This window comes from Kitasatospora sp. NPDC004745 (assembly GCF_042873275.1).
Classification (GTDB): domain Bacteria; phylum Actinomycetota; class Actinomycetes; order Streptomycetales; family Streptomycetaceae; genus Kitasatospora.
Genome location: NZ_JBIALK010000004.1, coordinates 172,923 through 196,250, shown reverse-complemented (window position 1 = coordinate 196,250; position 23,328 = coordinate 172,923). Strand labels below are relative to the sequence as shown.

Here is a 23,328-nt window from a genome sequence, read left to right as displayed (position 1 = left end):
CGGGGCGCCGCTCAGCGTAGAACAGCGCCGTCGCTCAGCCGGCGGCGGTCAGCCGGAGCGTGACCAGCTCGAACGGGCGCAGCGCGAGGTGGACCGCGCCGTCCACCACCGACACCTCGCCACGGGTGCCGTCCCAGGGCCGCTCCAGCAGGTCGCAGGGGACGGCGCCGGCGAGCGGGAAGGAGGTGCTCAGCCGGCCCCGGGCGCGGCCGCCGCCGGCCTCGTAGACCCGGACGACCAGGTCCCCGCTGCGGTCGTCGGCGAGCTTGACCGCGCTCACCACGAGCGCGTCGTGGTCCACCGCCACCAGCGGCGCGACCCGCTCGACGCTGCCGGTCATCCGCCGCTCGGGCAGGCCGATCCGGTAGCCCTCGCGGACGGCGTCGCCGATCGCCGCGCCCGGCACGAGGGCGTGCCGGAAGCGGTGCACGCCCTGGTCCGTCCTCGGGTCGGGGAAGCGGGGCGCGCGCAGCAGCGAGAAGCGGACGGTGGTGGTGGTGCCGCCGTCGGTCTCGCGCACGGTGCGGGTGACGTCGTGGCCGTAGGTGGAGGCGGTGACCAGGGCGACGCCCCAGCCGGGCTCGTCGAGGTGGACGAAGCGGTGGTTGCAGGCCTCGAACTTGGCGGCGTCCCAACTGGTGTTGGTGTGGGTGGGCCGGTAGAGGTGGCCGAACTGGGTCTCGGCGGCGTACCGCTCGGTGTGGACGTCCAGCGGGAAGGCGGCCTTGAGGAACTTCTCGGTCTCGTGCCAGTCCACCAGGGTCTCGACGTCCAGCCGTTGCTCGCCCGCCCGCAGGGTGAGCGTCTGGACGGCGGTGGACGAGCCGAAGGAGCGCACGACCCGGACGGAGACCGTCTCCGCCGTCTCCGCGAAGACGGTCAGCGAGTCCACCCCGGTCAGGTCGGTGACGGTGTTGCGGTAGAACCGGTCGACGTCCCAGGCGTCCCACATGTTGGGGAAGTCGGGGTGCAGCTGCAGCAGGTTGGCGCGGGTGCCCGGGGCGACGCTCTCCCGTCCGCTCGCGACCTCGACCACCGAGGACACCAGGCCCTCCGCGTCGACCACGACCTCCAGCAGGCCGTTGCGCAGCAGGTAGCCGCCCTCGGGGCGCTCGGCCAGCGTGCAGCCCTCCGCCGGCGGGGCCACCACGGCGGCGCCCCCGGCCGGGACGGTGGAACGCTGGTGCGGCGCCGCGTTGAACACCAGCTCGTGCTCGCCCCGGTGATCCCCGGCGAGGGCCCGCTGCGCCGACGCGATCAGCTCCCCCAGCTCCTCGGCCAGCGCCGCGTAGGTCGCCACGGCCTCGCGGTGCACCCAGGCGATGGAGGAACCGGGCAGGATGTCGTGGAACTGGTGCAGCAACACCGTCTTCCAGATCCGGTCGAGTTGCTCGTAGGGGTACTCCGCGCCGGTGCGCAAGCTGGCGGTGGCGCACCAGAGTTCGGCCTCGCGCAGCAGGTTCTCGCTGCGCCGGTTGCCCTGCTTGGTCTTGGCCTGGCTGGTCAGGGTGGCCCGGTGCAGCTCCAGGTAGAGCTCGCCGACCCAGACCGGCGGGTCCGGGTACTCGGCCTCGGCCTCGGCGAAGAACTCGGCGGGCTTCTGCCAGCGGACGGTGGCCGAGCCCTCCAGGTCCTTCAGCCGGGCCGCCTTGGCGACCATCTCGCGGGTGGTGCCGCCGCCGCCGTCGCCCCAGCCGGTCGGGGCGAGGGAGTGCCGGGCCACCCCCTTGTCCTTGAAGTTCCGTGCCGCGTGGGCGATCTCGCTGCCCTTCATGGAGCAGTTGTAGGTGTCCACGGGCGGGAAGTGGGTGAAGATCCTGGTCCCGTCGATGCCCTCCCAGAGGAAGGTGTGGTGCGGGAACCGGTTCACCTGGCTCCACGAGATCTTCTGCGTCAGCAGCCACTTCGAGCCCGCGTTGCGGATGATCTGCGGCAGGCCGCCGGTGAACCCGAAGGTGTCCGGAAGCCAGGCCTCCTGGTTCTCCACCCCGAACTCGTCCAGGAAGAACCGCTTGCCGTGCACGAACTGCCGGGCCATCGCCTCCGAGCTCGGCATGTTGGTGTCGGACTCGACCCACATGCCGCCCGCCGGGACGAACCGGCCCTCGGCGACGGCCTTCCGGACCCTGGCGTACACCTCGGGGCGGTGCTCCTTGATCCAGGCGTACTGCTGCGCCTGGGACATCGTGTAGAGGAAGTCCGGCTCGTCCTCCAGCAGCGCGGTCATGTTCGCGGTGGTGCGGGCGACCTTGCGCACGGTCTCGCGCAGCGGCCACAGCCAGGCCGAGTCGATGTGCGCGTGGCCGATCGCGCCGATCCGGTGCGCGGACGGCGCGGCGGGCGCGGCCAGCACCCCGGCGAGCTCCGAACGCGCGGCGGCCGCAGTGCCGTTGACGTCCTGAAGGTCGACGGCGTCCAGCGCCCGCTCGATCGCGCGCAGCAGCTCCCAGCGGCGGGCGCCCTCCACCGGCAGCTCGGCCATCAGCTCGCCGAGCACCTCCAGGTCCATCACCAGCTGCCAGACCGTCTCGTCGAAGACGGCGAGGTCCATCCGGGCCAGCTTGTACTGCGGCTGGTCGCCGGCCGTCTCCCGGTCGCCCAACTCGGTGGGGAGGAAGGGGTGGTAGTCCAGGATGACGGGGTTGGAGGCCGCCTCGACGTGCAGCAGCACCTGCTCGCCGCCGGCCGCGGGGGCGGCGATCCGCACCCACTGGTTCTGCGGGTTGAGGCCCTTCACCGGGGTGCCGTCCGGGCGGTAGACCAGACCCTCGCACTGGAAGCCGGGCATGTTGGCGTCGAAGCCGAGGTCGATCAGCGCCTCGACCGTCCGCCCGGCCCAGGCCGCCGGCACCGTGCCGGTCACGGTGATCCAGCTGGTGCCCCAGGGGGCGCCCCACGCGTCACCGACCGCGATCGGGGCGCGCGGAGCGGCCAGGCCCTCGGCGACCGGGACGGGCTCGCCGGGGGCCGTCCAGATGCCGACCTCCAGCGGGACGGACTCGGGGTAGACGGCGGGGCGGATGCGCTCGTCCAGGACGCGCTTGAGACGGGATTCCACCAGGGTGCGGTCATCGTGCATGTCAGCGGGCTCCGTTGGGTGACTGAGGGGGTCGGACTACGGGCAAGGTACGTCGTCGGGGTGGACCACCTCGGTGATTCCGCGCGCCGCGAGGTGGGCGCGGTCCTCGGCGCGTTCGGCGAGGACGGTGGTCGGGCGGGCGCCGTCCTCGGCGAGGCGCATGAACGCCTCGTACACCGGGCCGCCGGGGCCGCAGACCGAGCGCTTCGGGGAGGTCACCTCGTCGCCGGTGGCGACCACCAGGGCGGTGCTGCGCGGCCGGGGCGGCCGCCAGGAGCGGCGGGCCTCGGCGGCGGCCTCGGCGAGCCGGGTGCCGGCCGGCTTGACCTTCCGCCCGGTGGTCAGCAGGCCCAGGCTGTACTCGAGTTCGGGGAAGTCGGCGAGGGACCGGTCGACGTCGTGGGAGCACCACCAGGTGACGCCCCAGAGGTCCGGGCAGTCCAGCACGGCCTCGACGGTGGCGCCGGTGAACCGGGCGGCGTCCTCCGGCGTGATGTGCGGGGCCGGCGCGCCGACCTCCTGCAGCCAGACCGGGCGGGCCGGGTCGTCCGCCCAGGCCTTGGAGAGCTCGACCAGGTACGCGGCGTGCTGCGCGGTGGCGGTGGAGTGGGCGCCGTAGCGCTGGGCGGTGCCGTTGAACACCCAGGAGTGCACGGCGGTGGCGGCGCCGAGCCGGGCCGAGTGCCAGGGGGTGAACGGGTGCTCGTCCAGGTACCAGGCGGCGTCGTAGGAGGCGTGCAGGTGCAGCCGGCCGGGGGCGGCCGACTCGCAGGCGTCGAGCATCCGGCGCAGCCAGGCCTCGACCTCGGCGGGGGTGGCCCGGTCGGGGTCGGGGTGCGGCCCGCCGGAGAACTGGTTGATCTCGTTGCCGAGCGTCATGCCGAGGAAGTTGGGCCGCCCGCGCAGCGCTCCGGCGAGGGTGTGCAGGTAGGCGGCCTGGCCCTCGACGACCTCGGGGTCGGTGAAGAGGTTGCGCCGGTGCCAGGTCTGCGTCCACGAGGGCAGGAAGTCGAAGCTCGACAGGTGGCCCTGCAGGCCGTCCACCGCGACGTCCAGCCCGCGTTCACCGGCCGCGACCACCAGGTCCGCCAGCTGGTCGACGGCGCGCGGGCGGATCAGGCTGCGGTTGGGCTGGAACAGCGGCCAGAGCGGGAAGACCCGGACGTGGTCCAGGCCGAGGTCGGCGATGGAGTCGAAGTCGGCGCGCACGGCGTCGAGGTCGAAGTCGAGCCAGTGGTGGAACCAGCCGACGCTGGGGGTGTAGTTGACGCCGAAGCGGGGAGCGGTGGTCATCGGATGGCTTCCTCGACGTGGTGGGGGCGTGCGGACGGTGGCGCCGGGGCCGGTCCGGAGTGGACCTACCCCTTGACGGCTCCCTCCTCGACGCCCTTGAAGAAGAAGCGCTGGCAGACGCCGAACACCACGACGATCGGCAGGAAGGCGATCATCGTGCCGGCCGCGATCAGCCGGGGGTTGGCGGAGAAGGTGCCGTTGAGGTACTGGAGCCCGACGGTGAGGGTGTACTTCTGCGGGTCGTTGAGCACGATCAGCGGCCAGAGGAAGTCGTCCCAGGCGCCGATGAAGGTGAAGATCACGATCACGCTGATCATGCCGCGCACGTTCGGCAGGCCGATGTGCCACAGCCGCTGCCAGACGGTGGCGCCGTCCACCAGCGCGGCCTGGTCGAGCTCGACCGGCACGGCGGCGAAGGCGGTGCGCATCAGCAGCACGTTGAGCATGGCGATCGAGCCCGGCAGGGCGACGCCGGCCAGGGTGTCGGCCAGGCCGAGACCGCGCACCAGCACGTACTGGGAGACGATGGTGACCTCGCCGGGCAGGACGAGCGTGGCGAGGAAGAGCCCGAGGACGAGCCTGGCGCCGCGGAAGCGCAGCCGGGCGAGCGCATAGCCGGCCAGGGTGCAGCCGACCACGTTGCCGGTGATGCAGACCGCGGCGACGATCACCGAGTTCAGCGCGTACGTCCACACCGGGATGGTCTCGGCGACCTTGCCGTAGTTGCCGAGGGTGGGCTGCTCGGGCACGAAGACGGGGGTGCGGGTGAAGACGTCCTCGGCGGGGCCCTTGAGCGAGGTGGAGAGCTGCCACAGGAAGGGGCCGACGACCAGCAGCAGGACGAGCAGCAGGAGCAGGTAGCGCACGGCGGTCTGGGCGGGGGAGGCGGTGTTGAAGCTCCGGGAGCCCCGGGAGGTGCGGGGGGCGCGGGAGGTGTGGGAGCCCCCGCGGGACCCGGCGGTCCCGGCGGCGGCCGGCTCCGCGGGGGCCGGGGCCGCTCCGGGGGCCCCCGCGGTGTTCGGGCGGACGGTGGTCACGGGATCAGGCCGCCTTCCGGTTCAGGCGCATCAGGAACAGCATCGGGCCGAGCGTGACGACGAACAGCAGCAGGCTGAGCGCCGAGGCGTAGCCGAGGTGGCCGTTGAAGCCGCGGCTGTACATCTGGATGAGCATCACCACCGACATGTCCCGCCCGCCGGGGCCGCCCTGGCCGTTGGAGAGCACGTACAGCTCGGAGAAGACGCGCAGCGAGCTCACCGAGATCAGCGCGGAGACCAGGACCATGGTCGGCCGGACCCCGGGCAGGGTGACGTGCCAGAACCGGCGGACCGGCCCGGCGCCGTCCACGGCCGACGCCTCGTGCAGCTCGCGCGGGACGTTGGCGAGGGCGGACAGGTAGATGACCATGTAGTAGCCGAGGCCCTTCCAGACGGTCAGGGCGATCGCGCTGAACAGCAGCAGCCAGCGGTCGGTGAGGAAGGAGACCGGGGAGTCGGCCAGCCCGGTCTGCCGGAGCAGTCCGTTGACCAGGCCCCGGTCGTCCAGGACCCAGCCCCAGATCAGCGCCACCACGACGGCCGAGGCGATCACCGGGGTGTAGAAGGCGGTGCGGAAGAAGGTGATGCCGGGGATCCTCCGCTGGACGAGCAGGGCGAGCAGCAGCGGCAGGACGGTCAGCAGGGGCAGGCAGACCAGCATGAAGACGATGCTGTTGAGCAGGGCGTCGGCGAGCTGCGCGTCGTCCAGCAGGCGGCCGTAGTTCTCCAGGCCGGTGAAGCGGCCGCCGCCCAGGGGCTTGGCGTTGGTGAAGGACAGGATCACCGTGTTGACGGCCGGCCAGAGGTTGAAGACGGCCAGCCAGACGATCGCGGGCCCGGCGAGCAGCCAGGGGGTGAACCAACGCCGGTGGGTCATGCGCCTGCCTTCCTGGGGCCTGGGGTGGTGCGGGTCGTGCCCGGGAGCGGCGGGTGGGGGCCCGCCGCGTCGCCGGTGGTCGGACGGAGCGTGCCGGGGTCAGCCCTTGAGCAGCTTGTCGCACTGCTCCACGGCGGTGTCCAGCGCCTGCTTGGAGCTCGCGTCGCCGCTGATGGCGAGGGCGATCTGCTGGTTGATGACGGTGCTCATCGCGTCGTCGACCTGGACGGGCTGGATCAGCTTGGCCTTGGCCAGCGAGGTGAAGGCGACCACCTTGGCGTCGCCCGCGTTGGTGCCGTCGCCCTTGCTGAAGAACGGGTCGTTCGCGGAGGCCTTGGTGGACGGGAAGATGCTGGTCAGGTGGGCGAAGGCGGCCTGGTTCTCGGCGTTGGTGACCCAGCGGGCGAGGGCGACCGCGGCGGCCGGGTTCCTGGTGTTCTTGGGGATGGACAGGCCCTGGACGTACAGCGGCGGGGTGGCGAACGCGGGTGAGGAGACGACCTTCGGGGCGAGGGTCGGGTTGTCGGTGGCGAGGCTGGTGATGTAGTTGGCGCCCGCGGTCGTCCAGGCTACGGTGCCCGCGTTGAACAGCTTGGTGTTCCCGGCGTAGGTGTTGGTCAGGACGTCCTTGGGCAGCAGGCCCTCCTTGAAGGCGTCCCGGTACTTGTCGAGCAGCGCGGCGGCCTCGGGGGTGTTGAAGGTGAAGGCCGTGCCGTCGTCGGACATGATCTTCACGCCGGCGTTGTAGAGGTCCCCGAGGCCCGGCTTGCGGCTCATCAGGTAGGTCTGGCCGCCGGACTTCTCCTTCATCACCCGGGCCTGGGCGATGAGCTCGTCCAGGCTGGTCGGGGGCTTCTTCGGGTCCAGTCCGTTCTTCGTGAGGAGTTCGGAACTCCAGTAGTTCACATCGGTGTTGAGGTACCAGGGGTAGCCGAAGACGCCCTGCCGGCCGGCGAAGCGGTAGGCGTCCACGCCGCCGGCGACGTACTCGTCGGCGAGCTTCGGGTCGGCCTTGGCGACGTCCAGCAGGAGGTCCTTCCTGCTCAGCGGGAGGGCGAAGTCCGGCGGGAGGTTGACCACGTCGGGCAGGGTGCCGGCGGCGGCCTGGCTGAGCACCTTGTCCGAGTAGCCCTCCCCGGGCTGGTCGAGCCACTCGACCTCGACGCCGGGGTACTTCTTCTTGAAGCCGTCGATCACGCCCTGCACGTAGTCGGTGAACTTCGGCTTGAGCGCCCAGGTCTGCAGCGAGACCTTGCCCTTGACCTCGCCGGTGGCGGCCGCACTCGCCACGCTGTCGCCGTTCTTGGTGTCGCCGGAGCCGAGTCCGCAGCCGGTGAGCGCCGCCGCGGTGAGGGCCGTCGTCGTCAGTGCCGCCCAGATTCTTCGCATGAGGGTCTCCCGGTCCTGGGGGGTGGGTGGGGGATCGTGCCGAGCTCGGGGGTCGTGCCGGATTCCGGCACCTGACTCACGTACTGTCCAACCAACTAAACCGGTCTAGCTATGGCAGGGACTATGCTCCCGCCTAAACTTGGATGTCAAGAGAGGAGTCGGGTCCCTTGGGCAGACCGACGATCGCCGACATCGCCCGCCAGGCCGGTGTCTCCAAGGGCGCGGTGTCCTTCGCGCTCAACGGCCGCCCGGGCGTCAGCGAGGCGACCAGGGCCCGGATCCTGCGGGTCGCGGAGGAGATGAACTGGCGCCCGCACAGCGCCGCCCGGGCCCTCGGCGGCGCCCGGTCCGACGCCGTCGGCCTGGTGATCGCCCGCCCGGCCCGCACCATCGGCGTCGAGCCGTTCTTCAGCCAGCTGCTCTCCGGACTCCAGGCGGTGCTCTCGGCCAGCTCGGTCGCGCTGCACCTGATGGTGGTCGAGGACACCGCCGCCGAGATCGGGGTCTACCGCCGCTGGGCCTCCGAGCACCGGGTCGACGGCTTCATCGTGGTCGACCTGCAGGTCAGGGACCCGCGACTGCCCGTGCTGGACGAACTGGGGCTGCCCGCCGTCGTCCTCGGTGGCCCCGGCAAGGGCGGCAACCAGCTCCGGATCTGGGCCGACGACCGGGAGGCGATGCTCTCGATCGTCGACTACCTGGCCGCCGTCGGGCACCGCCGGATCGCCCACCTGGCCGGGCTGCCGCACTTCCAGCACACCCAGCGCCGGATCCGCGCGCTGCGCGACGCCTCCCGCCGGCTCGGCCTGGAGGAAGCCGTCTCGGTGCCCACCGACTTCAGCGACGCCGAGGGTGCGGCCGCCACCCGCACGCTGCTCTCCCGCGCCCGGCGGCCCACCGCGATCGTCTACGACAGCGACGTGATGGCCGTCGCCGGGCTCGGCGTGGCGGGGGAGATGGGCGTCGCGGTGCCCGGCGAGCTGTCCATCGTGTCCTTCGACGACTCGGTGCTCGCCCGGATCGTCCACCCGCCGCTGACCGCGCTCAGCCGGGACACCTTCGCGCTCGGCGAGCAGGTGGCCCGCAGCCTGCTGGAGGCCCTCGACGGGGCCGGGCCAGGCCGGGACCTGCAGATGCCCACGCCGCGGCTGACCGTCCGGGAGTCCACCTCGCCGCCGGGCGCCCCCGGCGGTGCCCCCGCCGCTCCGGCGACCCCCTCCACGGCCGGGCCGGCCGCCGGGGCGGCGGCCCGTTCCGGGGCCGGTTCGCTCCCCGGGGTGGTTCCTGCGCGAGTCGTTGACAGCGGTTCTGAACCGGTTTAGCCTCGCAGCGCCGAGCGGGAGCCGCTCGGCGCGCTCCGCCGCACTCCGTCCGGCTCCCGCTGCGCCCCGTACGCCCGGGGAACCACCGCAGCGGCGAGGACCCCCACCCGTGCCGCCACCCCGGTACCTCCCGCACCACGCGCGCAACGGCGCCCCGTACTCCGGCACCACGCCCGTCGGCGCCACGCACTCCGGTGCCCCGTACTCCGGCGCCACGCGCCCCGGTGCCGCCCGGACCGGCACCGACCAGCTCCCAGCACCGGCACGCCCACATGCAGCCGGGCCCCGCACACCACGGCGGGCCCGCCCCCACCCCCTCCGCCCGATCGGAGCCACCGCATGTCACGACGCCTCCCCCTGCTGCTCAGCGCCGCCCTCGCGACGGCCGCCCTGACCGCCACCCCCGCGGCCCGGGCCGACCCGGCAGCGGTCGCCGCGCCCGGGCCGGCGGCCGCCGCCGCCGCGGGCAACCAGCCCTACGCCTCGTACTGGTACCCCGACACCATCCTCACCTGGGACCCGGCCACCGACCCGGACGCCCGGTTCAACCGCTCCCGCGTCCCGCTCCAGCCGCGCACCAGCGACCCGGCGCTCAGGGCCAACCCCAACGCCCGGGCCGGCGAGGGCAGGATCGCCTCGCTGGTCTCCTTCGGCCCCACCTCCAACAACCCCTCGCAGGGCTCCGCCGACCCCAACTACTACGCCTTCGGCTACTGGCAGTACGTCGACAAACTGGTGTTCTGGGGCGGCTCGGCCGGCGAGGGCCTGATCCTCGCCCCCAACCCGACCGTCATCGACGCCGCCCACCGCAACGGCGTCAAGGTCTACGGCACCGTGTTCTTCCCGCCCGCCGCCTACGGCGGCCAGACCCAGTGGGTGCGCGACTTCGTCCAGAAGTCCGGCAGCCGCTACCCCGTCGCCGACAAGCTCGCCCAGGCCGCCCAGTACTACGGCTTCGACGGCTGGTTCATCAACCAGGAGACCGGCGGCGGCGACTCCTCACTCGCCACCGAAGTGCGCAACCTCATGCAGTACACCAAGGCCCGGAGCGGCACCGAGTTCATGTGGTACGACGCCATGACCACCTCCGGCGCGGTCAACTGGCAGAACGCCCTCACCTCCGCCAACTCGCCCTTCCTCCAGGACGGTTCGAAACGCACCGCGGACTCGATGTTCCTGAACTTCGACTGGAGCCGGTCCGGCCTGGACTCCTCGCGCGCGCTGGCCCGGCAACTCGGCCGCAGCGAGTACGACCTCTACTCCGGCATCGACACCGAGGCCAACGGCTACAACACCGGCGTCGACTGGAACACCCTCTTCCCCGCCGGGCAGCCGCACACCACCTCGCTCGGCCTCTACCGGCCCGAGTGGACCTGGAAGTCCGCCACCGACCGCGCCGACTTCTACGCCAAGGACGCCCGCTACTGGGTCGGCCCGAACGGCGACCCGTCCCGCGCCGACCCCGCCGCGGCCTGGCCCGGCCTGGCCGGCTACGTCGCCGAGTCCTCGCCCGTCACGAGCAAGCCCTTCGTCACCAACTTCAACACCGGGCAGGGCGACTTCTACAACGCGGCCGGCACCCGGGTGGCCACCGGCGGCTGGAACAACCTGTCCCTCCAGGACGTCCCGCCCACCTACCGCTGGACGGTCGACTCGGCCGGCAGCCGGCTCACCCCCTCCGTCGACTTCACCGACGCCTACCAGGGCGGCTCCTCGCTGCGCCTCACCGGCACCCTGGACGCCGCCAACACCGTACGGCTGTACGAGACCCGGCTGCCCGTCGCGGCGGACACCCGGCTGGACGTGGTGGTCAGGACCCCGGCCGCCGGGCCGACCAAGCTCAAGGCCGCGGTCTCCTTCACCGACGCGCCGAGCACCTTCACCACCCTCGACCTCGGCGCGAACTCCGGTACGGGATGGGAGAAGCACAGCCTCGACCTCTCCCCGTACGCCGGCCGCACGATCGCCCAGATCGGGCTCCGGGCTGAGGGCGCCGACCCGGCGTACGACGTGCGGATCGGCCAGCTCGCCGTGCACGACGGCGCCGCCACCGCCCCCGCCGCACCCACCGGCCTGACCGTCCTCGGCGCGAGCGACGTGACCGCCGGCAGCAGCCAGTCCCTGCGGCTCTCCTGGACGGCCGCCCCGGGCGGCGACGTCCACCACTACGAGGTGTACCGCCGCAACGCCGACGGCAGTCGGACCTTCCTCGGCGCGACGCCCAACGACGCCTACTTCGTCGGCAGGCTCGACCGGGCCGGCACCGAGGACACCACCACGCTGGACGTCGAGGCCGTCTCCACCACCTACGGCCGCTCCACGGCCGCCTCCACCACGGTCGGCTGGAACGGCACCCCCTCCACCGGCAGCAACCTCGCGCTGAACCGCCCCGCCACCGCCTCCGGCCAGTGCAACGCCGCGGAGGGCCCGGCCAAGGCCGTCAACGGCAGTGTCAACGGCGGCAACGGCGACAAGTGGTGCACACTGACCAGCGGAAAGTGGTTGGAGGTGGACCTCGGCTCGGCGAAGCAGCTGTCCCGGTTCGTGGTCAAGCACGCGTCGGCGGGCGGCGAGAGCGCGTCCTACAACACGCGCGACTTCTCGATCCAGGTCCGCTCGACCAGCACCGACCCCTGGACGACCGTCGCCACCGTCACCGGCAACACCGCCGCCACCACCACCCACCCCGTGGCCACCACCGCCCGCTACGTCCGGCTGGTCGTCACCAAACCCACCCAGACCACCGACCCGGCCGCCCGCATCTACGAGTTCGAGGCCTGGGGAGTCTAGGGAGTCCACCGGACAGCCCCCAGCCCCTCCGTCGGAAAGGACCACCCCGTGCCGGTCACCATCACCGCCGTCGAGAGTACGGACCTGTTCGTCGGGCCGGAGGACGCCCCGCGCCAAGTGCTGCGGGTCACGCTCGAAGGCCCGGAGCCCGCCCGGATCACCGTCGGCGGCCCGGGCGTGCGCGGCGCGGCGACCGGCACGGGGACGGTCGACGTCCCCCTGGAGATCACCGGTGCCCGCCCCGGCGAGCACCGTGCCGTCACCGTGACGGCCGGGCACCCGGCCGCGCGGGGCGCCGGGGACGCGTCCGGGCGGGTCGCCGCCGAGGAGGCGTCCGCGCAGGGCGTCGTCGAGGTCGCCGAGCCCGGCTGGACGATGTTCCTGGTCTCGCACTTCCACTACGACCCGGTCTGGTGGAACACCCAGGCCGCCTACACCTCCCCCTGGGAGCTGCTCTCCGCCGACGCCACCACCCGGCCGCTCTGGGAGCGCAACGGCTTCGCCCTCGTCGACGCCCACCTCGACCTCGCCCTGCGGGACCCGGTCTACAAGTTCGTCCTCGCCGAAGTCGACTACCTGAAACCGTACTTCGACCAGCACCCGGAGCGCCGCGAGACCCTGCGGCGGCTGCTGGAACGCGGCCAGGTGGAACTCGTCGGCGGCACCTACAACGAGCCCAACACCAACCTGACCGGCGCCGAGACCACCATCCGCAACATCGTCCACGGCATCGGCTACCAGCGCGACGTGCTCGGCGGCGACCCGCGAACCGCCTGGCAGCTCGACGTGTTCGGGCACGACCCGCAGTTCCCCGGCCACCTCGCCGCGGCCGGCCTCACCGGCAGCGCCTGGGCCCGCGGCCCCTTCCACCAGTGGGGACCGATCCAGAAGAACTTCCGCGAGGCCAAGGACGACGCCCGGGTGATGCAGTTCCCGAGCGAGTTCGAGTGGATCGCGCCCTCCGGGGAGGGCGTGCTCACCCACTACATGCCGCACCACTACTCGGCCGGCTGGTGGATGGACTCCGCACCCGACCTCGCCACCGCCGAACAGGCCGTCTACGAGCTGTACCGCAAGCTCAAGCCCGTCGGGGCGACGAAGAACCTGCTGCTGCCCGTCGGCACCGACTACACCCCGCCCAACAAGTGGGTCACCGCGATCCACCGCTCCTGGGCCGCCAAGTACCTCTGGCCGCGCTTCGTCTGCGCCGTCCCCCGCGACTTCCTCGACGCCGTCCGGGCCGAACTCGCCGCCACCGGCCGCCGGCCCAGCCCGCAGACCCGCGACATGAACCCGGTCTACACCGGCAAGGACGTCTCGTACATCGACACCAAACAGGCCCAGCGGGCCGGTGAGGTCGCGGCGGTCGACGCCGAGAAGCTCGCCACCCTCGCCGCCGTCCACGGACTCGGCCGCTACCCGTCCGCCGCGCTCGACAAGGTCTGGCGCCACCTCGCCTACGGCGCCCACCACGACGCCATCACCGGCTCCGAGTCCGACCAGGTCTACCTCGACCTGCTCGGCGGCTGGCGCGAGGCGCACGACCTCGCCACCGCCGTGCGCGACACGGCCCTGGACGCGCTCGCCTCGCGGATCCGCACCACCGGAGCCGGCCGGGCCGTCGTGGTGACCAACACCCTCTCCTTCGACCGCACCGACCTGGTGGCCGTCCCGCTGCCCCCGGACGGGCGGTCGGTCCGGGTGCTCGACGACCGCGGCGAACCCGTGCCCAGCGCCGTCGACCACGGCACCCTGCACTTCCTCGCCACCGACGTCCCCGCCCTCGGCTGGCGCACCTGGCGGCTGGTGGACGGCACGCCGCCCCCGGCCTGGACGGCCGCCCCCGGCAGCACCATCGCCAACGGCCGGTACCGGGTCACCGCCGAACCCGCCCGGGGCGGCGGGCTCAGCTCCGTCCAGGACCTCGCCCACGACCGCGAGCTGATCCGGGACGGCCGGATCGGCAACGAGCTGCGCGTGTACCAGGAGTACCCGCAGCACCCCGACTTCGGCGAGGGCCCCTGGCACCTGGTGCCCAGCGGCCCGGTGCTCGGCTCCGGCGACGCCGCGGCGACGGTCCGCCGGGAGACCGGCCCGCTCGGCGAACGGCTGCTGATCGCTGGGTCGGTCGACGGGATCCGCTACGAGCAGACCGTGACGCTCTGGCACGGCCTCGACCGGGTCGACTGCCGCACCCGGGTCGTCGACCACTCCGGAGCCGACCGCCTGCTGCGGCTGCGCTTCCCCGTCGACCTGCCCGGCGCGCTCCCCGTCAGCGAGGTCGCCGGTGCGGTCATCGGCCGCGGCTTCGCCCTGCCGGACGTCGATTCGGCGGAGGCGCCCTGGACCCTCGACAACCCGGCGAACACCTGGTTCGGGCTCGGCGCCACCGCACGGGCCGAACTGACCGACCCGGCGGGCACCTCGACCGGCACCCGGGCCCTCGGCGTGGCCGAGGTCGTCGTCCCCGCCCTGGACGACGCCGCCGACGCCCGGCCCCTGGTCGTCGCCCTCGCCCGGGCCGGCGTCACCGCCACCACCTCCGGCGCCGACTGGGCGCGCTACGGCTGGCTCGAGGTCGACTCCAATCTGCCCGACGTCCGGATCGTCCTCGGCGGTCCGGAGCGCAACGCCGCGGCCCGGGAGCTGATCGAACGCGCCGGCGAGGAGTACGCGACGGTGCTCAAGGCCCACGGTGCCGTCTGGATCCCCGCCCTCACCCCGCTCGCCGACGTCTGGCGGCCCGACGCCGACCTGCGCGACCTGCGGGCGCTGCCCGCCCTCGTGGTCGCCGACCCGGACACCCTCGTCGCCGACCTCGCCGACGCCCGGATCACCGCCGTCTGCCCCGTCCCCGTCGCGGACCGCCTCGTCGACCACACCGTCGCCCTGCTGAGCTTCGGACTCCCCGGATTCGCCGTCGACCCCACCGGAGCCCTCCACCTCTCCCTGATGCGCTCCTGCACCGGCTGGCCCTCCGGCGTCTGGATCGACCCGCCCCGGCGCACCCTGCCCGACGGCGCCTCCTTCCAACTCCAGCACTGGACGCACGAGTTCCACTACGCGCTGGTCGGCGGCCCGGGCGACTGGCGGGACCAGGCCCTGCCCGCCCAGGGCCAGGAGTTCAACCACCCCCTGCACGCCCGGCTCGCCCCCGCCCACGACGGCCCGCTCCCCGCCACGCTGTCCTGGCTGCGGGTCGAGCCGCAGCGGGAGGTCCTGCTCGGCACCCTCAAACCCGCCGGGAACCCGATCGCCCACGGCTCGGCCGCACCCACCGGGCCCGAACTCGCCCTCCGGCTGCTCGAATCGACCGGCCTCGGCCGGACCGCACGGCTCACCGGCGCGCTCGGCCTCGGCCCGCTGCACCACGCCGACCTGCTCGAACGGGCCACCGGCGAATCCGGCGCAGCCACCGGGACCGTGCACCTCACCGGCTCCCGGATCGCCACCCTGCTGGCCACCCCCGGCGTCGCGGCGCCGCCGGACGGCCCGCTGCTCGGCCCGGCCGCCGAAGCCGCCCAGCCCGTGCACGCCCGCTACTGGCTGCACAACCGCGGCCCCGCACCCCTCGGCTACCTGCCCGTCTCCGTCGGCGCCTCGCCCGGCCTGCTGCGGACGGCCGGGGAGCCCGTCACCCTCTCCGTTGCCCTCGCCTCGCAGCTGCGCGACACCGCCGTCGAGGGCACGGCCGTGGTGCTGCCGCCCGAGGGCTGGACCGCCGCCCCCGGCAGCCGCCCCTACCGGCTGGAGCCCGGAGGGCACCTGCGCTTCCCGGTCACCCTGACCCCGCCGGCCGGCGCCCGGCCCGGACTGCACTTCGCGGCCGTCCGGATCGACCACGACGGGCAGCAGATCGAGGACGTGGTGACGATCGCCGTCGGCGAGCTCCCCGCCCTGCTCCCCGCGGCCGGGGAATCACCCGAGGACTGGACGGCCGCCCAGGGCACCAAGGCCCTCACCGGCCGGGACACCGGCCTGGACGTCGACGCCCCGAACCGGACGGTACGGGTCGCCCCCGGCGGCCGCGCCACGCTCGGCGTCACACTCACCAACCGGACGTGCGGAGAGATCCGCGGCGAGCTCCAGCTCGTCTCGCCGTGGGGCACGTGGGAGGCGATCGCCGAGCCGGTGCGCGGCTTCACCGTCCCGGCCGGCTCCTCCGTCACCGTGGACTACACGATCTCCGCCCCCGAATCGCTCGCCCCCGGCTCCTCCTGGGCCCTGGCCAAGGTGATGTGGTTCGGCCGCTGCCAGTACGCCCCGACCGTCGCCCTGGAGGTGCGGGCATGACCGGCCGAGCGGCCGACCGGGCCCTCGGCCTGCTCGACGGCCGCCCCCTGCCGCGCACCGCGCTCGACCGGCGGCTGGCCGCCCTGCGGGCCGGACCGCGCGCCACCGCCCTGCCGCAGCCGGGGAGCCCGGAGGACCGGCAGCTCACCCGGTGGGTCGCCCAGGTGCTGCTGACCGAGGCGCTCTGCGAGGCCGTCGCCGCCGAGCGCGGGCTGCCGGTCGACGCCTCCGGCCCCGCCCGGCTCGACCAGCGGGCCGCCGTCGAGCTCGGCTCCATCACGGCGGCCGCCTACGAGGGCAGCGCGGCCGTCCGCGCCGTCCACGACGCCGTGACCGCCGAGGTCGAGGCCGCGCCCGCGGACGTCGCCCGCTACCGCGAACTCACCGCCCGCCCACCCGCCCGGACCTGGCGCCTCGCCCTCCCCGACGGCGAGATCGAGGCCGACCCCGACACCCTCCCGCTGGCCCTCGCCGACGCCCTCCGCGCGGCCCCGGCGGGCCGGTGGGTCACCGCGGGCCCGTGGACCGCCGCCCTGCTCGCCACCTCCGCCCCTCCCCGGCCGCCCGACCCCGCCCCCGCCCTGCGGGACGCCGCCCGCCGCGCAGCCTTCGTCCGCTGGCTCGACCACCAGCGCGCCCGCCGCCTCACCCTCGTCGAGGGCCTCGAACACCCCGGCGACCCGGACCAGCCCGACAACCACCACCGCCACTGAGAACGCCCCCGCACCGGACCGCCGCGTGGGGGCGGCAGACCGGTGCGGGGGCTCGCGGGTCAGGACGTCGGGTGGCTCGCCCGGGCGAGGGCCCGCCCGCGCAGGGTGCGCAGCTGGTCGAGCAGCGACTGGTCCGCGCCGAGGACGGTCCGCTCGACGTCGGCCTGGGCCCGGGCGACGGCGTCCGCGAGGCCGGCCTGCTGCTGGCAGCGGGCACTCGCCCCGGCGAGGGCGAGTTCGCCGCCGATCAGTTCGCGGGTCTTCGCCGGGTCGGTGCCGTCCTGTTCGACCTGCTGGTCGATCGCGGCCACCGGGTCGCCCAGGTGGGTGGCCGGCCGGTGGGCGGCGCTCATGCAGTCGCGCCAGCGCGCCTCGGCGGCGGTGAACCGGCCGTCGGCCCGGACGCCGGCGACGACCTTGCCGCCGAGCACCTGGAAGGTGTTGAACAGGCGGAAGTAGTCCGGGCCGTAGAGGGAGTCGCGGGCCGAGGCGAGGCAGGAGTCGTCGTTGTAGAAGAACTGCTGCCGGTCGGGCAGGTCGACGGTGACCCGGTGCGCCTCCGTCCCCAGCAGTGCGGCCTGCCAGGGCTCCTCCCCGGCGTGCGCCTGGTTGGGGTCGGCGGCCGGCTTCAGGTCCAGCGCCGTGCTGATGACGCCGAAGCCGTCGGCGGCGGCCTGGGCGCCGGTGAGGAGGCCGTACGGGTTGGCGTCGACCCGGTGGTCCCCGGTGGTGAGGCCCGCGGGGCGGTAGTCGAAGCCGCGCCCGCGCATGCAGGAGGCGACGAGGCTCTCCTCGGCGCCGTGCAGGGCGAGGCGCTGCTGCTCGTCGTAGTGGGTGACGCCGTCGAAGGGACGTGGTTGGGCCCCGGGCGTGGTGGTGCCGCCGGACGAGGAGCATCCGGCGGCACCGAGGCCCAGGAGCGACGCCGCGAGGGCGAGAGCGATCCTGGTGTTCACGACCGGGTCAGACCGTGCACCAGCGGTTGGAGAGGATGCTCGGCAGGTTGTCCCCGATGAAGGTCCAGCCCTGGCCGCGGTAGAGGATCCAGCCCTGGCCCTGGGCGTTCTTCTGGGCGTAGACGACGACGCTGCAGCTGTTGCCGTTGTTGTACGCCGAACCCCCGTAGCTGTGTGCGAAGTTGTTGTACTGGCTCAGGTCGTTGTTGTCCTGGTAGACGGTCTGGACCGCGCCGCCGTAGTTGGAGTTCCAGTAGACGCACAGGCCGCCGGAGTTGCAGCCCGACGGGGCCGCCTGGGCCGCGGGGGCGAGGGCGACGCCCGCGCCGAGGGCGAGGCTCGCGGCGACGGCTAGTGAGGCGACGGTCTTCTTGAACATGTGGTGGCTCCCCGTGATCGAGTGAAGGTGCCGTTCAGTGAAGGTGCCTTGCACCGACGGGTGTGACGCCCCGTCGGCGACGCCCAGCCTGTGGCAGGGGTCGGAAAGATCGCCATCCACCGGCTGCGTCCCGGGACGGCGGGATTCCGTCCCACGCGCCTGAGCAGCGCGTCCCCCGGCCGTCCCGGCCGAAGGAGGGACGTCCCCGGGGCGGTGGTGCGCCGATCGAGGGGTCCGGCCGAGCGCTCGACGGTGCCGCGCCAGGCGCGACATGACGTAACGTCAGGATGCTGTCAGCGGGCTGCCGGTGGTGTCAGCGGTTTGTTCGTGTGCTGTGAGCGGGCAGGGCGAGGGTGGTCGACGGATGCAGCACCGACCCACGGGAGACCCAGCATGTCGAACACCACCCCGCCCGACGGAACCACCCCGCCCGACGGAACCACCCCGCCTGACGTCACCGCCCTGCCCGACGGGACCACTCCGCCGCGCGGCGCCCGGACGACCTCGGTCCTGGTCTCCGGCGCCGGGATCGCCGGCACCGCGCTGGCCTACTGGCTGGAGCGCTACGGCTTCCGCGTCACCGTCGTCGAGCGCGCGCCGTCGTTGCGCGGCGGCGGCCAGGCCGTGGACATCCGCGGCAACGCGCTGGAGGTCGTCGAACGGATGGGCCTGCTGGAGGAGGTCCGGGCGCGCCGGACCGGCCTGCGCGGGATGTCCCTGGTCGACGGCGAGGGCCGCGAGCTGGGCCGCACCACGGAGTGGACGGCCAGCGGCGGCCCGGTCGGCGGGCCCGACGTGGAGATCCTGCGCGACGAGCTCGCGGGCCTGATCGCGGGCGCCACCGGCCCGGGCGTCGAGTACCGGTTCGGCGACTCGATCGAGACCCTGGTGCAGCACCGGGACGGCGTGCAGGTCCGGTTCCGCGGCGGCGCCGAGGAGGCCTTCGACCTGGTGGTGGGAGCCGACGGCCTGCACTCGAACACCCGCCGCCTGGTCTTCGGCCCGGAGGGCGACTTCCTCCACCCCCTCGACACCTTCATCGCGGGCTGGAGCGTCCCCAACCACCTCGGCCTCGACCGTTGGGAGGTGCTCCACCAGAACGGCGGCGACACCGGGTGGAACTGCCTGGTGATGACGGCCCGGGAGAACACCGAGCTGCGGGTCTTCGTCGGCTTCCGCAGCGACGAGCCGCTCGACCGGATGCTGCCCCGCGACCGCGGCGACCAGCGCCGGCTGGTCGCCGAGCGCTGCGCCCACCTGGGCTGGGAGGTGCCGCGGTTCCTCCGGGAGATGTGGGAGACGGAGGCCTTCCACTACGACGTCGTCGCCCAGGTCCGGATGGAGCGCTGGTGGAAGGAGCGGGTGGCGCTGGTCGGTGACGCGGGCTTCTGCTGCTCGCCGTTGACCGGTCAGGGCACCAGCGTGGCGCTGACGGCCGCCTACGTCCTGGCCGGGGAGCTGTCCGCGGCGGACGGCGACCACCTGTCCGCGTTCCCGGCCTACGAGCGGCGGCTGCGCGACCACGTGGCGGCCAACCAGGCGATCCTGGAACTGACCGGCGACGTCTTCGGCGGGGACGCCGAGCCCGCGGAGGAGGGCGGGCCGGTGGGCCTCGCGGGGTTCGAGCGGCCCGGTCCGGAGATGGAGGAGGCGTTCCGGGCGGCCACCGTGTTCGACCTGGTGGACTACTGAGGGCCGGGGCCCGCCGCGCGTCGGCCGCGGTGCGGCGGGCCCCTTGTGGTCCGGGCCCGGGTGCGCCACCGGCACCCGGGCCCGGGCCGTACTACGGCAGCAGCCCCAGGGTGACCTGGAAGCCGAGCCCGCCCAGCAGGGTGTGATCGCCGAAGAGGTCGCACCGGCCGGCGACGAGCACGCCGGTCGGTGAGGTGATGACCTGGGGGGCCTCGACGCAGTAGCCGCGGCGGCGGTCGGCGGCCGGCGCGGCGGGGGAGAGGACGCTGGTGGCGCCGGGGAAGAGGATGGCGGTGCCGCCGGTGCGGTCGCCGTGGGGAGGGGGCAGGGGGATTCCGGTGTCGTCCTGGGGGGTGAAGAACAGCACCCAGAACGATCCGGTGGGCTCCTCGCCGAGGGAGAGGTTGACGGTGGCGTCGCCGGTGACGACGTCGCCGAGCACCTTCACTCCGGAGAAGGACAGCGGGAGCGCCAGCGGGTGGTCGGAGGCGTCGATCCCGGCGAGCAGTCGGTGCAGGGCGGGGGCGGCTTCGGGTGTGGCGTACTCCCTCAGTGAGATGAATGCGGCGTCCTGGGCGGGCACGACCTGCTCGTCGTCCATGGTGTCTCCTCGCTGCCGCCCTCCGGGTGTTCGCAGGGCCGGGCGGGGTCACGGATGCCCGGGTGGGGCGGGCGGCGCACGGCGGGTGCCGAGCTGTCCCCCGAACGGCTGCGGACGGTGACCGGTACGGTCCACCGGGCCCCGCCCCACCCCGGCCCGCCCGGGCGTCAGGCCCAGGGATCGGTGAAGGAGCGGCCGGGGACGGGCTTGGCGATCAGGGCGATGGCGGTGAAGAAGTTGACCTGGCCGATGGCCGCGGTCAGCGTGGTGAGCGCCCGCTCGTCGTAGTGCGCGGCGACCTCGGCGTAGAGCGCGTCGGTGACGCGCTCGCCGTGGGGGTTGGGCTGCAGGACGGCCTCGACGAGGGCGAGGGCGGCGCGCTCGGGGGCGCTGAAGTACGGCGAGTCCTGCCAGGAGGAGACCGAGGTGATGCGTTCCTCGGACTCGCCGGCCTTGCGGAGGAAGCCGGTGTGCAGCACGGTCAGGTAGGTGCTTCCGGCGAGCTGGCCGGCCCGCAGCTGGACGAGGCTGATGGTGGTGCGGGGTACGGTGCGGTTGCCGGTGGCCTTGAACAGCGCGGCCGAGACCTCGGCGAGCTCGGGGACGAGCTCGACCGGGTCCTGGGTCATGCGGGGGCGGAGCGGGATCTCGGTGGTGATCGATCGGGTTTCCACGGCGGTTCCTCTCGGGGCGGTCGGTGCTTCCGGAGGTCCGACGGATCACGGCGGGGGATTGTGACGGGGGCCGGTCGGGAGTTCTGTGACGGCGGGTGGTCAGGGGAGCAGCGAGACCTGGTAGTGGGCGATGGACCAGCCGTCGGCGGTCCGCCGGAGCAGGACGCCGAGGTTGACGGTCAGGGTGGGGCGGTCGGTGAAGGAGAAGTCGACGGCGAGGTAGCCGAGGAGGAGGTCGTCGGCGAGGCGGCGGGTCTCCTGGACGCGGTAGGCGGCGGTCATGCCGAGCGGCTGGGAGGCGTAGTACCCGGCGACGCCCGCCCGTCCGACGGAGTAGGGGTGCAGGCCCTGGAAGATCGCGTCCTCGGTGAAGCAGGCGGCGGCCCGGTCGGGATCGTGGGCGTCGACGGCGCCCTTCCAGCGGTCGAGGACCTCGTGCAGGACGGCTTCGTCGTTCATCGGGCACCTGCGGATCCGGGGTCGTTGGGGTGCGGGGTGAGCGGGGTGACGGTGTCCCGCCGCCACACCCGCAGCGGCATCGAGGCGAGGAGCTGCTCCAGCCGTTCGGCGTCCGGGGCGGAGAACAGCCCCCAGGTGCGCCACTCGCCCGGGGACAGCGGAGGCCGCCAGAGCCGCAACAGGTTCCCCTGGGCGGCGAGTTCGCGGGCCCGCTCGGCCTCGCGGGTGCGGATGTCGGCGACCGCCTCCGCGGAGGTGCCCTCGGGGACGGTGGTCACCATGTCGACCAGGAATTCCATCGGTGTCCTCTCGTACGGGTCACCCGGAGTATCGGGGGGCGGCCCGTGGCGAGGGGCGGTGCCACGCCGTCGGGGGTGCGTGTCGGGCGTCGGAGGCGGGGCGCGGGCCGCCGGGCGCTACCGCAGCACCGCGGGGGTGGGGCCGTCGGGGCGGACGGTGATGCTGTAGGAGGCGCCGGTGGGGATGGAGTGGAACGTGGGCAGGCCGAGCGGGAGCAGCAGCTCCAGCAGGGCGGTGGTCTCGCGGAGGGCGAACTGGGTGCCCAGGCAGGCGCGGGCGCCGAGGCCGAACGGGAGGTAGGCGCCGAGCGGGCCGGGGCGGGTGCCGGCCGCGGTGAAGCGGGCCGGGTCGAAGCGCTCCGGGTCGGGCCACAGGGCCGGGTCGCGGTGGGTGAGGAAGGGGCAGACCAGGACGTCGGTGCCGGCGGCGATGCGGTGCCCGGCGAGCACGTCGTCCTCGACCGCGTGGCGCGGCAGCAGCCAGGCGGAGGGGTAGAGCCGCAGGGTCTCGCTGACCAGGGCCTGCGGGTCGTCCCGGTGGGCCCGGTGGGCGGCGGGGTTGCGGTCGAGCAGGAGGTAGAGCCACGTCAGGGTGGTGGCGGTGGTCTCGTGGCCGGCGACGAGCAGGGTGACCAGCTCGTCGCGGATCAGCCGGTCGGTGTACTCGGGGTGCCGGTCGGCGGCGTCGAGCAGGACGCGCAGCACGCCGGGTTCCTCGGTGTCGACGGCCGCGCGGGCGGTGTCGATGGCGGCCTGGGCGACGGCGTCGATCCGGGCGAGCTCCCCGGCGACGGCGTCGCGGGCGTCGGCGGCGTTGCTCGGCAGGGTCGGCATCACCGCCACCACCCGCTCCACCGCGCGGAGTTCGCGGTCGGTGTGGTCGTCCAGCGGCAGCCCGGTGAGGGCCCGCCAGACGGTGTCCAGGGCGAAGCCGCGCATCTCCTCGGCGAGGTCGAAGGTCGCGCCGCTGCGGCGGTACCCCTCCCAGCGGTCGGCCGTGCGGCGGGCGGCGGCGGCGATCCGCCGCTCGTAGCGGCGCATCCCGGTGCCGGTGAACTGGGACTGCAGCAGCCGTCGTTGGCGCTTCCAGGCGTCCCCGGTGGCGGAGAGCACGCCGTCGCCGACCAGCATCCGGGCGCGGTGCGAGCGCTTGACGTAGCGCTCCGGGTGGCGGCCGAGGACGTGCTGCACGGCCGCCGGGTCGGTGACCAGGACGGTCGGTGTCGGTCCGAGTCGGAAGGCGGCGACGCCGCCGACGCGGTGCCGGGCGCGGGCGAGCAGGTCGACGAGTTCGGCCTCCTCGGCGCGCCACTCCTCGACGGCCTCGGGTGCCAGCTCCGGGACGGGGCGAGGGGCCGTGGTCACGGGTGTTCTCCTCCGACGTGCTGACGGGGCGTCCGTGCCGACTCTATGCCAGGCCGCGGCCGGCCGGGCCGGCCCGCCGGGGGCGCCCGGGCGTGCGCTTCCGCCACCCG

The 23,328-nt window shown here is 73.9% G+C and carries 17 protein-coding genes; 5 read left to right on the top strand and 12 right to left on the bottom strand.

Translation table 11 applies throughout. The features are described 5' to 3' along the window. Nucleotides 1–34 precede the first annotated feature (34 nt). From ACFYUY_RS09845 to ACFYUY_RS09825, 5 genes are all read right to left on the bottom strand, one after another. Nucleotides 35–3,079 (bottom strand): alpha-mannosidase, encoded by a 3,045-nt coding sequence (locus ACFYUY_RS09845; RefSeq protein ID WP_387899745.1) that lies wholly within the window; start codon nucleotides 3,077–3,079, stop codon nucleotides 35–37. 36 nt (nucleotides 3,080–3,115) lie between these two features. After that, entirely contained in the window at nucleotides 3,116–4,372 is a 1,257-nt protein-coding gene (locus ACFYUY_RS09840; protein WP_387899743.1) for a glycosyl hydrolase, read from the bottom strand. A 65-nt stretch (nucleotides 4,373–4,437) separates the two neighbouring features. Beyond that, nucleotides 4,438–5,409 carry a carbohydrate ABC transporter permease gene (locus ACFYUY_RS09835; protein ID WP_387899741.1) on the bottom strand — a complete coding sequence of 324 codons (972 nt, stop codon included), beginning with the start codon at nucleotides 5,407–5,409 and terminating at the stop codon, nucleotides 4,438–4,440. A gap of 4 nt (nucleotides 5,410–5,413) precedes the next feature. Continuing rightward, nucleotides 5,414–6,286, bottom strand: a complete 873-nt coding sequence (locus ACFYUY_RS09830) for a sugar ABC transporter permease (protein ID WP_360208454.1) — start codon at nucleotides 6,284–6,286, stop codon at nucleotides 5,414–5,416. Between the two features lie 99 nt (nucleotides 6,287–6,385). Beyond that, entirely contained in the window at nucleotides 6,386–7,675 is a 1,290-nt protein-coding gene (locus ACFYUY_RS09825; protein WP_360208457.1) for a sugar ABC transporter substrate-binding protein, read from the bottom strand. Between the two features lie 167 nt (nucleotides 7,676–7,842). Between ACFYUY_RS09825 and ACFYUY_RS09820 the strand changes: the two genes are divergently transcribed. The 4 genes from ACFYUY_RS09820 (at nucleotide 7,843) to ACFYUY_RS09805 (ending at nucleotide 16,793) form a co-directional block, all read left to right on the top strand. Continuing rightward, complete coding sequence (locus ACFYUY_RS09820) at nucleotides 7,843–8,997, top strand: LacI family DNA-binding transcriptional regulator (RefSeq protein WP_387899739.1); 1,155 nt, start codon at nucleotides 7,843–7,845, stop codon at nucleotides 8,995–8,997. Nucleotides 8,998–9,336: 339 nt separating this feature from the next. Next, nucleotides 9,337–11,787 (top strand): discoidin domain-containing protein, encoded by a 2,451-nt coding sequence (locus ACFYUY_RS09815; RefSeq protein ID WP_387899738.1) that lies wholly within the window; start codon nucleotides 9,337–9,339, stop codon nucleotides 11,785–11,787. Between the two features lie 48 nt (nucleotides 11,788–11,835). Next, nucleotides 11,836–16,080 carry an NEW3 domain-containing protein gene (locus ACFYUY_RS09810; protein ID WP_387899736.1) on the top strand — a complete coding sequence of 1,415 codons (4,245 nt, stop codon included), beginning with the start codon at nucleotides 11,836–11,838 and terminating at the stop codon, nucleotides 16,078–16,080. Next, nucleotides 16,077–16,793: a hypothetical protein gene (locus ACFYUY_RS09805; protein WP_360208469.1), complete on the top strand. Its 717-nt coding sequence runs from the start codon at nucleotides 16,077–16,079 to the stop codon at nucleotides 16,791–16,793. The genes ACFYUY_RS09810 and ACFYUY_RS09805 overlap by 4 nt, the downstream gene beginning before the upstream one ends. A 59-nt stretch (nucleotides 16,794–16,852) precedes the next feature. Here the strand turns inward: ACFYUY_RS09805 and ACFYUY_RS09800 are convergent, their stop codons facing one another. Further along, a complete protein-coding gene (locus ACFYUY_RS09800; protein WP_387899735.1) occupies nucleotides 16,853–17,749 on the bottom strand; it encodes a hypothetical protein in 897 nt (298 codons plus the stop codon). A gap of 7 nt (nucleotides 17,750–17,756) precedes the next feature. Then, nucleotides 17,757–18,128: a peptidase inhibitor family I36 protein gene (locus ACFYUY_RS09795; RefSeq protein ID WP_360208474.1), complete on the bottom strand. Its 372-nt coding sequence runs from the start codon at nucleotides 18,126–18,128 to the stop codon at nucleotides 17,757–17,759. Nucleotides 18,129–18,521: 393 nt separating this feature from the next. Between ACFYUY_RS09795 and ACFYUY_RS09790 the strand changes: the two genes are divergently transcribed. Further along, the gene (locus ACFYUY_RS09790) at nucleotides 18,522–19,820 is read left to right on the top strand and encodes an FAD-dependent monooxygenase (RefSeq protein WP_387899733.1); all 1,299 of its coding nucleotides are present in this window, start codon (nucleotides 18,522–18,524) and stop codon (nucleotides 19,818–19,820) included. Nucleotides 19,821–19,911: 91 nt separating this feature from the next. On the opposite strand, the gene ACFYUY_RS09785 is transcribed toward ACFYUY_RS09790, so the two are convergent. From ACFYUY_RS09785 to ACFYUY_RS09765, 5 genes are all read right to left on the bottom strand, one after another. Further along, the gene (locus tag ACFYUY_RS09785) at nucleotides 19,912–20,421 is read right to left on the bottom strand and encodes a hypothetical protein (protein WP_387899731.1); all 510 of its coding nucleotides are present in this window, start codon (nucleotides 20,419–20,421) and stop codon (nucleotides 19,912–19,914) included. Between the two features lie 167 nt (nucleotides 20,422–20,588). Beyond that, nucleotides 20,589–21,095, bottom strand: a complete 507-nt coding sequence (locus ACFYUY_RS09780; RefSeq protein WP_387899729.1) for a carboxymuconolactone decarboxylase family protein — start codon at nucleotides 21,093–21,095, stop codon at nucleotides 20,589–20,591. Between the two features lie 99 nt (nucleotides 21,096–21,194). Next, a complete protein-coding gene (locus ACFYUY_RS09775) occupies nucleotides 21,195–21,554 on the bottom strand; it encodes an SgcJ/EcaC family oxidoreductase (RefSeq protein ID WP_360208483.1) in 360 nt (119 codons plus the stop codon). Continuing rightward, the gene (locus ACFYUY_RS09770) at nucleotides 21,551–21,853 is read right to left on the bottom strand and encodes a muconolactone Delta-isomerase family protein (protein WP_387899727.1); all 303 of its coding nucleotides are present in this window, start codon (nucleotides 21,851–21,853) and stop codon (nucleotides 21,551–21,553) included. The genes ACFYUY_RS09775 and ACFYUY_RS09770 overlap by 4 nt, the downstream gene beginning before the upstream one ends. Nucleotides 21,854–21,970: 117 nt before the next feature. Next, entirely contained in the window at nucleotides 21,971–23,218 is a 1,248-nt protein-coding gene (locus ACFYUY_RS09765) for a cytochrome P450 (protein WP_387899725.1), read from the bottom strand. Nucleotides 23,219–23,328: the final 110 nt, after the last annotated feature.